This window comes from Melioribacteraceae bacterium 4301-Me (assembly GCA_041538185.1).
GTDB lineage: Bacteria > Bacteroidota > Ignavibacteria > Ignavibacteriales > Melioribacteraceae > Pyranulibacter > Pyranulibacter aquaticus.
This window is the reverse complement of record JBGORM010000005.1, coordinates 250,424-262,761: the sequence shown is the minus strand read 5'-3', so window position 1 is coordinate 262,761 and position 12,338 is coordinate 250,424. Positions and strand designations below refer to the sequence as shown.

Annotated in this window: 11 protein-coding genes and 1 pseudogene; 8 read left to right on the top strand and 4 right to left on the bottom strand. The window is 33.0% G+C overall.

The window, feature by feature from the left end; translation table 11 throughout:
* The first annotated feature begins 21 nt into the window (after positions 1-21).
* The 5 genes from ABRY23_10355 to ABRY23_10335 all read left to right on the top strand — a co-directional run bounded on the left by ABRY23_10355 (position 22) and on the right by ABRY23_10335 (position 4,626).
* Complete coding sequence (locus ABRY23_10355) at positions 22-621, top strand: TetR/AcrR family transcriptional regulator (protein ID MFA3783452.1); 600 nt, start codon at positions 22-24, stop codon at positions 619-621.
* A 205-nt stretch (positions 622-826) separates the two neighbouring features.
* Complete coding sequence (locus ABRY23_10350) at positions 827-1,777, top strand: threonine/serine dehydratase (protein ID MFA3783451.1); 951 nt, start codon at positions 827-829, stop codon at positions 1,775-1,777.
* Positions 1,778-1,901: 124 nt separating this feature from the next.
* Positions 1,902-2,825: an ABC transporter ATP-binding protein gene (locus ABRY23_10345; protein MFA3783450.1), complete on the top strand. Its 924-nt coding sequence runs from the start codon at positions 1,902-1,904 to the stop codon at positions 2,823-2,825.
* A complete protein-coding gene (locus ABRY23_10340) occupies positions 2,818-4,077 on the top strand; it encodes an ABC transporter permease (protein ID MFA3783449.1) in 1,260 nt (419 codons plus the stop codon). Before ABRY23_10345 ends, ABRY23_10340 begins: the two co-directional genes overlap by 8 nt.
* Before the next feature lie 228 nt (positions 4,078-4,305).
* Complete coding sequence (locus ABRY23_10335; protein MFA3783448.1) at positions 4,306-4,626, top strand: hypothetical protein; 321 nt, start codon at positions 4,306-4,308, stop codon at positions 4,624-4,626.
* Between the two features lie 39 nt (positions 4,627-4,665).
* Here ABRY23_10335 and ABRY23_10330 read toward each other — a convergent pair whose 3' ends face one another.
* The 4 genes from ABRY23_10330 to ABRY23_10315 all read right to left on the bottom strand — a co-directional run bounded on the left by ABRY23_10330 (position 4,666) and on the right by ABRY23_10315 (position 10,179).
* The gene (locus ABRY23_10330) at positions 4,666-5,979 is read right to left on the bottom strand and encodes an amidohydrolase family protein (protein ID MFA3783447.1); all 1,314 of its coding nucleotides are present in this window, start codon (positions 5,977-5,979) and stop codon (positions 4,666-4,668) included.
* Positions 5,980-6,012: 33 nt separating this feature from the next.
* Positions 6,013-9,036, bottom strand: a complete 3,024-nt coding sequence (locus ABRY23_10325) for an amidohydrolase family protein (protein MFA3783446.1) — start codon at positions 9,034-9,036, stop codon at positions 6,013-6,015.
* A 69-nt stretch (positions 9,037-9,105) separates the two neighbouring features.
* On the bottom strand, positions 9,106-9,555 hold the full coding sequence (locus ABRY23_10320; GenBank protein ID MFA3783445.1) for a copper chaperone PCu(A)C: 450 nt from the start codon (positions 9,553-9,555) through the stop codon (positions 9,106-9,108).
* 30 nt (positions 9,556-9,585) lie between these two features.
* On the bottom strand, positions 9,586-10,179 hold the full coding sequence (locus ABRY23_10315) for an SCO family protein (GenBank protein ID MFA3783444.1): 594 nt from the start codon (positions 10,177-10,179) through the stop codon (positions 9,586-9,588).
* 686 nt (positions 10,180-10,865) lie between these two features.
* Between ABRY23_10315 and ABRY23_10310 the strand changes: the two genes are divergently transcribed.
* The 3 genes and pseudogenes from ABRY23_10310 (at position 10,866) to ABRY23_10300 (ending at position 12,302) form a co-directional block, all read left to right on the top strand.
* A complete protein-coding gene (locus ABRY23_10310; protein ID MFA3783443.1) occupies positions 10,866-11,360 on the top strand; it encodes a hypothetical protein in 495 nt (164 codons plus the stop codon).
* 224 nt (positions 11,361-11,584) lie between these two features.
* Positions 11,585-11,821: a hypothetical protein gene (locus ABRY23_10305; protein MFA3783442.1), complete on the top strand. Its 237-nt coding sequence runs from the start codon at positions 11,585-11,587 to the stop codon at positions 11,819-11,821.
* A gap of 116 nt (positions 11,822-11,937) precedes the next feature.
* Positions 11,938-12,302 (top strand): annotated as a pseudogene (locus tag ABRY23_10300) (DUF2200 domain-containing protein).
* The last annotated feature ends 36 nt before the right edge of the window (positions 12,303-12,338 follow it).

The window sequence follows — 12,338 nt, the reverse complement described above, 5'->3', positions numbered from 1 at the left end:
GAACGTTCATTAATCTATTTTATGTCAAAATTAAAAAATACTAAGGAAAAAATACTTGAAGTTGCTTTGGACTTATTTTCTGTATCAGGTTACTCTGGCACTTCTATAAGAGATATTTCAAAACAAGTTGGCTTGCGCGAAAGCGCAATTTATAACCACTTTAAATCCAAAGAGGAAATTTTTCTTTCAATTATTGATAAGTACAAATCATCAAGCTTAAGCAAAAAAATATTTAGTGATGAACTACTAAAAGAGTTAGAAATTCCCCAAAAATTTTTAGTTGCCTTTTCAAACAAATTGATTGATTTATGGAATGAACCCGAAGAAAGGAAATTTATGAGGTTACTTTTGATGGAGCAGTTCAGTAAAATTTCTGGACTTGAAATTTCTGTTAACGGCTTGTTATTCGAACTTAGGTCATTATGCAAAATAATTCTTGGAGAGATGGTTAAACAAGGTATCATCAAAAAAATAGACCCCGAAATTTTAGCTGATGAATTTATTGCGCCGCTTTTTTTAATAAGATCCGAATTAATGGTAAGTAACGAATCCTCTATATCTGAAGTAAAAAAATTAGTTGAGCAGCATGTTGATTTTTTCTGGAATGCGGTTAAACTGTAGTATTATTATTTTTTTACCTGAGTAAAACAGAAAGTCAATTGATTTTAGAGTATTCGGAAAAGAATAAAATCTAAAATTAATATTCCGTAAAAATTAAGACTGCAGATAACATTATTATTTAGTTAACAGTGTTTATTAAAAATTTTTATATACCTCACCTCGTTAGTATATTTCGACCTAATTTTTCAATAAGTTGATTTGTAAAATGCAAAATATTCCCTCAAAACAAGAAATTGAGCGGGCACACGAAAGAATAAAAAAATTCATTCATCGTACGCCAGTTTTTACATCATCATCATTCAATGAAATTTTTGGCGGTTATTTATTTTTCAAATGCGAAAATCTACAGCGTGTAGGTGCATTTAAAATGAGAGGGGCAAGCAATGTAATTTTGTCTCTTTCTGAAAATGAACTATTAAAAGGAGTAGCTACTCATTCCTCAGGAAATCATGCCGCTGCAGTATCACTTGCAGCTAAGCTTAGAAACACAAAAGCTTACATTGTAATGCCACATACAGCACCACAAATAAAACAAAATGCCGTACGCGGCTACGGTGCTGAGGTGATTCTATGCGAGCCAACATTGCAATCAAGGGAGGAAACATTAAAAAAGGTTGTTGAGCAAACAGGTGCTTATTTCATTCATCCATATAATGATGCAAGAATTGTAGCCGGACAGGCAAGCGCAGCAAAAGAAGTTTTTGAAGAAATTAATGATTTGGATTTTATTATAGCGCCTGTTGGTGGCGGTGGCTTGCTAAGCGGCACAGCACTGTCAACATATTTTTTTTCACCCTCTACAAAAGTAATAGGTGCTGAACCTAAGGGTGCAGATGATGCGTTCCGTTCAATCCGTGACAATAAAATTTATCCCTCTATAAATCCTAAGACAATTGCTGATGGATTATTAACTCAGCTCGGAGAGTTAACTTTTAGTATTATTAAAAAATATGTCAGCGAAATTATTACAGTTGAAGAAGACTCAATTGTTAAATCAATGAGAATGATATGGGAAAGAATGAAAATAATTGTTGAACCATCTGCAGCAGTTACATTGGCTGTCCTTTTGGAAAACAAAGAAAAATTTGAAAACAAAAAAATTGGATTAATTTTGTCGGGCGGTAATGTGGATTTGGACAAACTTCCATGGTGCTAAGTATTAATAAATAATAATAATTGAGATATAAAGTCTTTGTTGAAAATATTTTACTACTCAACTCTTTTTTATTTATTTTTAATGGTAAAACTCTGTAAAAAACGAAATAAAAAAAGTGAAATAAATGATAGCGTTAGAAGTTAAAAACCTTACCAAAAAATTCGATAAAATTCTTGCAGTTGACAATGTTTCTTTCGAAGTGCCTGAAGGCAGCATTTTTGGTTTAATTGGAAGAAACGGAGCAGGTAAAACTACAACAATTAGAATGATGATGAACATCTATCTTCCCGATAGCGGTGAAGTTACCCTGCAAGGTGTAAAAGTTAATCATGAATTTAAAAGCAGAGTTGGCTACCTGCCGGAAGAACGCGGGTTATATAAAAAAATGAAAGTGCTCGACACACTTTTGTATTTTGCTGAAATTAAAGGAAAAACTGGAAGGGAAATCGAAAGAAAAGCTGTAGATTATTTAAAAAAATTTGACCTTTACGATAGACGATTAAGCAAAATAGAGGACCTCTCTAAAGGAAATCAACAAAAAATTCAATTTATTATAACGGTATTACATGACCCCGACTTTGTAATTTTAGACGAACCTTTTGCAGGCTTAGACCCAATTAATACTAATCTTTTAAAAGAAATTATACTTGAGATGAAACAAAAAGGCAAAGTGATAATTCTTTCCACTCATTTAATAGACTACGCCGAAAAAATGTGTGACCACGTAGCAATGATAGACCGCGGTAAAATTATTATGAAAGGTTCTTTAAGCGAACTGAAGGCAAAATTTGCACAAAAAAATGTTAGCCTAACTTATGAGGGTGATATTTCTTTTCTACAAAACAATCCAATAATTGAAAAAATAAATAATTTTGGGAATACAACTGGTATTAGAGTGAAAGATCCAAAGTATACTCAACAGCTTCTAAAACTGCTTGTAGATAACAATGTAATGATTAAACAATTTAACGCAAATGATATCTCTCTTTATGAAATTTTTATTGAATTAGCTGGCAGCGATAACCAAAACGAGGTTAAAAATGTTTAATAAACGAGTCTACGCTGTTTTCAAAAGAGAAGTTAAAGAAAGAGTAATATCGAAAGGATTTATATTCATGACGATTTTACTCCCCGTGTTTATGTTCGGCATTATTGGCATTCAAGCTTATTTGTATAATGAGCAGTCAACCAAATTTAATTTGTATATAATTACTGAATCTGAAGATTTAACTCAGCGAATGCAAAACGACCTTTTAAATTCCGACTTGGTAAAAGAAAATTATACTTTTAGTTTTTACACAATGGATAAATCACAATTGAATGATTTTTTAACTCAAAACAAGCAAAAACTTTTGGATGAAAAAATAACCGGCGCTATCTATATACCTACTTCAGCCCTCAAAGATAAAAAGGTTGAGTATTACTCGAAATCGCCACACAATATAAAACTTTCTGAAAAATTGAGCGGTTACATTAATAAAGTACTCATCGATACTTATTTTGACAATAAACAGCTCTCACAAGAAGAGTTGAACTTTGCCAGACAGTCGGTTGATTTTGCTGGGTTTAAGGTATCTAAAAAAAGCGGTTTTGAAGAAGAAGGTTATGGCAATCTTGTGCTTTCTTATTTATTTACTTTTCTTCTTTATATGAGTTTACTTATGATGGGTCAAATGATTTTACAATCAGTAATTGAAGAAAAATCAAGTAAGATAGTAGAAGTAATTCTCTCATCAGTTAGTTCAAAAGAATTAATGACCGGCAAAATACTTGGTTCTGCTGCAACAGGTGCACTGCAGATGCTTATTTGGCTTTCACCTGTAGTAGTAGTTGCGTCCACTACAATTTTTGCTTTACCGCCAGAGGTTAAAATTAACGTCTCTGCTGTTCAGATTGTTTACTTACTTATAAATTTCTTTTTTGGTCTATTAATTTTTCTAGGACTTTTTGCTGCAGTAGGAGCTATATTTGATAATTCACAAGACGCACAATCGGGCCTTTGGCCTGTAATGCTGCTTATTATTATTCCATTTTTCATTGCATTTTCCCTTATCCAAAATCCAAATAGCGCAATAGGCAATGCAGCTTCATTTTTCCCATTAGCAAATATTATTGTAATGCCAGCCAGAATGACAATTGTTGAGGTGCCTCTATGGGAATTAATATTTACTATTGTAGTTAATATCCTTACCTTTTTTGCAATCTTTCCTATAGCCGGTAAAATCTATCGTGTTGGAATTTTAAGAACCGGCAAAAAACCTTCTTGGTCAGAAGTAATAAAATGGCTTAAACAAAATTAGCATGATCTATGAACATACTATATAATCAATGCAAACTTTCGATTGACTATATAAACATCTGCTTTAAACTTGCTAATCTTGAAGGAGCAAAATTTTCACAACTTAAAAAGCCTTTTTGCCATTGAAAAATTTTTGATTAATCACTGAAAATATAATCTTTCTGATACTTTTCTTTTATTGTCATTCTAAAAGTGTTATCGGCATATTTAAATTAATTACACGTAAAATATGGATGAAAAGGAAATAAAAAATAATTTAGTTGAAAAGATAGCAAAGGACTTTTCGCTTGAAATTAATTTTTCAGTGACTGAAACAAATTTAGGCGATATTAAGAATTATCTTGCAAAAAGAATAAAGCTGTTGATGAGTTCAAACTTCGACCGCTTTTTAACTACATTATACAGAATCGATGTGGATGAAAATAAAACTAGGGAAATCTTGTACTCAAAGGATAAGGAAAATATTCCGTTTAAACTTGCGGACTTAATAATAGAGCGGCAATTACAAAGAATTAAAACACAATTGCTCTACAAAAAGGGAAAGATTTAATAGCAAATTTCAATTCAAATTCTCTGCAAAAGTAATTAATTACATCAATCCATATTTGTGCATATATCTAATATATAACTCTTTCTGTTCATTCCTTAAATCGAGCGCTTTCCCTTGAATAAAAGCCATTTCTACATTGTTAGTTTTCATATCAAGTGCGTCACCAGTAGATATAAACAAGGTAGCATCCTTACCAATCTCAAGTGTTCCTACTTTATCGTCAATGCCTAAAATTTTTGCAGTGTTAGAAGTAATTGTTTTTAAAGCCTCTTCTTTTGTTAAACCATAGGCTGCTGCCGTACCAGCCAAAAATGGTAAGTTTCTTCCGTTCATTGCTTCCATACTTCCCGACATATCAAGTGCAACAAGTAAGCCAGCTTTTACAAGCAGGTAAGGTAATTTATAGGGCAAATAAACATCACTTTCAGGATAAGGTGGAAGCGAGTGGTCTCTTTTAACAATAACAGGAATATTATTTTCTTTTAAAAAATCAGTAATCATCCAAGCATCTGCACCGCCAACAAGAACAATTTTTTTAACGCCTGTTTCTTTTGCAATGTTAACAGCTTCTTGAATTTCTCTTACATTGTCTTCATGTATATATAGATTTTTTGAACCATCAAACAGGCCTCTCATTGCCTCAAATTTCAGATTTTTTTCTTTATGTTCTTTTGCCTCACTATAAGCTTTTGCATCTGCAAAAAACTTTTTAACTGTGTTAACGTACTCATCATACTTGTCATTCTTTTTTAATTCGGGATTACCAGTACGCCCACCAGTTAAAACTGTAATATTAGACCAGTTTAGATGAATGCCATCATCGGCTTTCAAAACAGCATCTTCCCAATTCCACCCATCCAAATTAAATATTGATGAACTTCCAGAGATAATTCCAGAACGAGGCGTTACCTGAGCAATCAATACACCATTATCTCGGACGGTAGGAATTACTTTTGAATCTGTATTATAAGCAATTAATGACCTGACATTTGGATTGAGCGACCCGACTTCTGAATAATCTTGCGTTGCTCTTACAGCTTCAATTTCTACCAAGCCGAGTGTTGTGTTAGGCAGTATAAAGCCTGGATAAACTTGTTTACCTGTTACATCAATAACTTTATCAAACTTTGATTTATCTATGCTTTCTTTATCAGCGTTTGCGACAAGTGTAATTTTCCCTTTATCAAAGCCAATAAGAGAATTTGTTATTACTGTTCCATCGCCAATGTGTGCTGTTCCACCTACAAGTAAGATGCTTTTTGATTCGGGTTGTGCAGGGACTGGCCTTTGAGAGTAAATTTTCTGAACTAACAGAACAAAAGTAACAAGTAAAATAATTTTTATTGTTTTCATGATAGATTAACCAAATTTGTTTGAAATTAATTTTTACAGTTCATTCATGTAGTTATCAACAATAGTGTCGCACTGATAAATGATTTGATCTTTCTTTTCTGGTTTTTGGACTGGCTCACCGCTTTTTTTCTCTTCTATCATTTTACTAATTAATCTGGCTCTTTCTTTTTGTATTTCTTTAGTCATATTTTCACTTTCTTTAGCGTCAAAGTAACAGATTCCATCTATAATTGTTTTTATCACTCTAGCATAAATTGAAAGCGGGTTGTTAGTCCAAAGAACAACATCAGCGTCTTTGCCTACTTTTATACTACCTATTCTATTATCAAGATGAAGTAGTTTAGCAGGATTGATTGTAACAAACTTTAATGCTTCTTCTTCGGGAACGCCGCCGTATTTAACTGTTTTGCCGGCTTCTTGATTTAATCTTCGTCCCATTTCAGGATCATCTGAATTAATTGCAACTATGACGCCAACGTCGTGCATAATTGCGGCGTTGTAAGGAATTGCTTCGTAGACTTCAAACTTATAATCCCACCAATCGGAAAAAGTGCTGCCGCCAGCACCGTGTGCTTTCATTTTATCTGCAACTTTATATCCTTCAAGTATATGAGTAAAAGTGTTAACATTAAATCCAAATCTATCAGCAACTTTCATCAGCATATTAATTTCTGACTGAACGTAGGAATGGCAAGTAATGAACCTTTTTTTATTTAGAATTTCGTCAATGGCTTCAAGTTCAAGGTCACGTCGTGGTGGAGAAGCCTTAGTTTTTTCAGAAGCTGAGAGTGAATTATATTCTTTCCATTTGTTTTCGTATTCTCTTGCACGAGTAAAATAGTCAACGTAAACTTGTTCAACGCCCATTCTTGTTTGGGGAAAGCGTTCTCTCATAAAATCGCCCCAGTTACTTTGTTTAACATTTTCGCCGAGTGCAAATTTTATAAAGGGGGATGCGTTTTTAATTTTCATTTCATCTGGTGTTTTCCCCCAGCGAAGTTTAACAATGCCGGATTGACCGCCAATTGGATTTGCAGAGCCATGAAGAAGCTGTGCTGCAACTACACCGCCCGCAAGTGCGCGGTAAATGTTTATATCTTCGCTGTTGATTACGTCACCAATTCTAACTTCGGCACTAGAGGCTTGTGTTCCTTCATTAACACCACCAGATATAGCTATGTGCGAGTGTTCATCTATAATGCCAGGTGTTAAATGCATTCCAGTTGCATCAATAATTTCAACGTCATTTTTCTCCGGCGAAAGGCTTTTTCCTATCTTATAAATTTTACCATCTTTCAAATAGACATCTGTGTTTTTAAGAATGCCTTCGTTTTCGCACGTCCATACAGTAGCATTTTTAATCAACATATCTTTTGGTTTTTCTGGTACTTGTTTTTTGCCGTAAGCTTGAAACGGATAAATTATATCGCCAAGCTGCAGCGGTTTTTTTTCTTTGGATTTTTTTTCTTCTAATTTTATTGGTGATATAAAAACAGCTTTCCATTCTACCCAATCGCCACTGCCAAGTTGTCCATTTCCTTTTATTTGGAGAGGATTTTCAGTTATTATTCCGCTGAGTCTTGTAACACCGGTTGTTTTCTTATCATCAAAGCTTAGTGAAATAAGTCTACGCATTATATTCAATACTGCAGCAATTTTCATAGTATCATAGGTAACAGTAGCCTTAGGCTTATTTATATCACCTTCAATAGAAAGTTTATAATTTCTACTGCCAACTTTCAAATCATAAACTCCTCTAATATCAACCAAATCATAATCTGCTATATGGTACGGTATTCCTTTAATCCAATTTTCATAAATAATATTTTTAGGGTCGAACAGGTTTGCAGATGTGATAATAAAGTTAGCTATCATTCCTTTTTTTAAACTTCCAATTTGGTTTTCCAAGCCAAGCATTTTAGCTGGATTAAAAGTAAGTGCTTTAAGAGCTGTTTGCTCTGAAAGACCATATTCAATTGCTTTTCTTAGATTTTTCCAAAAATTGTTTTTGTTTTTAAGTCCATATGCTGTTAGTGAAAATTCAATGGAGTTTTTTTCGAGGGTAGCAGGGTTAAGAGGTGCCAATTCCCAGTGTTTCATTTGTGCTAAAGAAACAAGCACAGCATTGTACGGGTCTTCTACATCGTAAGCTTCGGGGAAATTAACTGGAATGATAAATTGTGCATTTGTTTTTTTAATTTCATCAATTCTTTGATACTCATCTCCACTGCCTTTAATTATATATTGAACATTAAACTCATCACCTATTTTATCTGCTCTTAATGCTGATTGCCAGTCATTAACTTCAAAAATTTGAGGTAGGGATTGTATATCATTCCACGCTTCCAACGAAATATTAAATTCGGTTTTATCTTTAGATTGCTTATACCATTGAGCATCAAGATAACTTTGTCGTAGCAGAGCAATTGCACCCATTAAAGAACTTGGGTAATCTTGTTTTGAACTCCCTTTATCGAATGAATATAAAGCTGCTGATTTACCTAGAACAACCATCTCATTTTCTAACTGGTCACCTAAGCAAACAAATGCTGCAGTACCTCTTGCAATACCATCCATTTGAGAAGTCAGCACCGAACCAAAGCCAAGTTTTCTCAGTTCCTCTGCTGATTTTTTATCAACTGCAAAAGTTTCTTCGGCATTAACTTCTGGCCTAATTGCTTGGTTCCAACCGAAAGCTCCTTTTGTTGTTCGTTCAATCTGAGGTTTTCTAATTCCTTGTTGAGCTTCTTTATGTACTAAAGGCTCACCGTAATTAGAGTAAATATCTATTAAAGCAGGATAGATAAACTTTCCTTTCAAATCGTAAATCACTGTACCCTTTGGAATGTTAATGTTACTTCCAACATCAACTACTTTACCATCTTGTATAAGTAATGTGGCATTTTCGAGTTTTGTTTTATAATCCACAAATATCGTTGCATTTGTAAAACCGTAGTAGTTGTGGTTTTTATTTTGCACTCCATTAATGGGAAAAGTTTCTTGAGCAAAAAATTGTGAAGTGATGAGGAGAGAAAAAAGGAGGAATTTTTTTCTCATAAATTTCCTTTCAATGTTTTATGTAAATATACAGCTTCGATGAATTATTTTACAAGCACTTTGGTGATTTTAATAAATTTCTTTAACAGGGACTTTTATGTTTATGTCGCCCGACTTCTTAAATTGAAGTGTTACATCTACCGTGTCGTTTTCGTTTAAATCCGACTTTAAGTTCATCAGCATTACGTGCAAGCCGCCGGGTTTAAATTCGATTTTAGAATTTGGTGGAATTTCTATGAACATTACATGTCTCATTCCAGTGGTCCCATCGTCGTTAGTAAATGTTTCATGTATCATTGAAACTTCATCAATACTGCACTTTACGCCGTATAATGTATCTGCTTGGTTGGTATTATTTATTACTTGAAAGAACATTGCTGAATTAGCTTTAGCTGTAGAGGGACTTATCCATTGGTTTTTTATATCAACTTTTTGATTTACCACTTCTTGTTTATTGTCATTTTTATTTTGACAAGAAACAATAAAAAATATTATTACTACAAAGATTAATTTTTTCATGCAACTGTTCCTTGTTTAGTTTGTAGATTTTTAATTGGATAGTGATTTAATATCGTCAACTATTTCACTTATATTTATTTTGCTTCCTTGATAGTTTTTTCTGATTCTCCCGTTTTTATCAACAAGAGAAATCCTATCAGTATGAACAAAATTATAAATCTTTTTACCGTTCTGAAGTACTGTGGAATCGCTTTTGATTGCAAACACTCCAACTTCTTTTATTAATGAATCGATAGTGCTTTTACTGCCGGTTAAAAAAATCCAGTTAGAAAGATTTAGCTTACGAAGGCGAGCATAATCCCTTAATGCCGCTGGAGTATCATTCTCTGGGTCAAAGCTGATAGTTATAAACTCAACATTATCGATGCCATCTTCTTTAACTTTCTTTTGTATCAACCGCATGTTGTTTGTAGTAAGTGGACAAATACTTGGACAGTTTGTATAGATGTATCCCACAACGCTGATTTTTCCTTTAAGTATATCTGGAAATTTTACAGGCTGATTGTTTTGGCTTACGAGGTTATAAGAATTATCATCCCAGCTATCAATTACGGGGAGGTCTTTGCTGCAAGCATATATTAGCAGCAGCTCTATAATAAATAAAAATCTCGTTTTATTTTTCAAGTTGATTCTCACGTAATTCTAACAAAAAATAAAAATAAATATATAGATAAAGAAAAACATTGTACAAACAATTGACCCGCTTTAGAACGATATTGAAGAATACAACAAAGTGCACTGTGTATGTTTAACCCCGACAAACAGTATAAGAATTAAACACTCATTCTAAATCTTCTCGCCCGCAGCAAGTAGGAACTATAAATTTTAGAACATCATATTCAATTCAGTATCGCTGTAATTTATACACAATATTCTTTTGAGCGTATAATCAGTACCTATCTCCAAAGCAAAATTTTTTTATTGACATTATTTTTATAATCAGCTAACTTCAAATGAAAATGTTTGGGTCTAAGGGGAATAGTTAATGACCTTCAAAGAGACTAACGCCAAGCCTAAGCTACTTTCACTCAGCGACGTCATTTACATAAAAATTACTACTAAGAATATAGATGTGTAGACATTATTTTTAATTGTGTCTTTTGAAGGAAAGCAAAATAATAAGAATGATGGACTGCGGCCCTGCAGTTGCACGCAGGATATAGTTCCTTGGTTAAATATTATGTGCTGTATAAGTAATAGCTGGGTTTCTAAAATGAATAGAATGAATTTATTATTACTTTTAGTTCTTTTTTTTTGTTACCGACAATTTTAGCCAAACGTCAAGAAATAGTTTGGGGATTGAAGGTGTTTTGGTTTTTCCAAAAATTGTTACACGTTCATGGGATTATATGGGAGTCGAACTTCCTGCAGAAACTTCTTACAGACCATCATTCGCATTTTCATTCATGTATAATATCAAGATTGATTTAGGGAAAAAATATTTTTTTAATATTACCCCTGGAGTAATTTTGGGGGATAAATATTATTCTGGATTGCTATTGGGATTTAATTTCCAAAAATATGTTTATGAATTATGGTTTTTAAATTTTGGTTTTGTTGGTAAGATAGTTTTAGCTCAAGAAGGAGGTCATAATTATAATGACGCCGAATTTTTTAAGCCGACAGTATTTTTTCGTTTAGGCAATTATGTAACTAAAAGTATAGCATTGAATATTAATTACATAATTCCATTAGATAACATTTATGGAAAAAGTTATAGTCATGGTTACGGTTACAGTAATGATGTTGCTTCAACTATTTATTTACGCTATATGCTGTCACTTGGAATTGAAATAACAAGATAAAGGAGCCCAAACAGAGGGTCAACATTGACCGCCCCGCAAGCTGTTTTTATTGTGGTATCTTTTTTATTATCGAGTTAGTTTACAAAACATAGTTACTATTTCAGTTTATTTTATTCTAGAAAATTTTCTAATAATAAAAAATTACTACAAATAATCGGTATTGTTGCTCAGAGCTGCAACTTAGCAGCAAAGTTACTAAGCCTTTAATAAAATAAGGAGGAAAAATGGAAATATTAACACCTATTCAGTATTGGGGAATTATTTCAATAATTTCAACAATTGGTTGTGTTGTTATTGCGGAAAAAAGAGGCGGGTCACCTGTTGTCTGGTTTTTCTTGGGCCTGATATTTGGTCCAATTGGATTTTTAGCCGCATTAACAGCAGGTAAACAGTGTCCTCATTGCAAACTATGGGTGCCAAAAGAAGCAAAAGTTTGTGGGCACTGTACAAAAGAATTATAGTATTACTATCAAAATAATGATAAAATAATTTATAAAAGTGGTTGAATGAGGGAAAACGACAATCCTGTTGCTGGCCTGGTTGTCCACATCGGAGACCATCTACAAAAAAGTGATTTATGAAAACAACTTACACACAAGATGAACGCATTGCTAAATTAACTTTTGCTTCTGTATATCCTCACTATGTTGCTAAAGTTCAGAAGAAAGGCAGAACAAAAGAAGAGCTGCATCAAATTATAAGGTGGCTCACTGGTTACGAGGAAAAAAAACTTCAAAAGTTGATTGAAAAGAAAGTAACATTCGAACAATTTTTTAAGGATGCGAAATTAAATCCTAATGCGCATTTGATTAAAGGTGTAATATGTGGCATTCGTGTCGAAGAAAAAAAAATCCATTAACTCAAAAAATAAGATACTTAGATAAACTTGTTGATGAACTTGCAAAAGGTTGGAGCTTAGATAAAATATTCCGCAAATCTTAAAAAAATACACAACTTATACTTTAGTTAGTTTTAAGT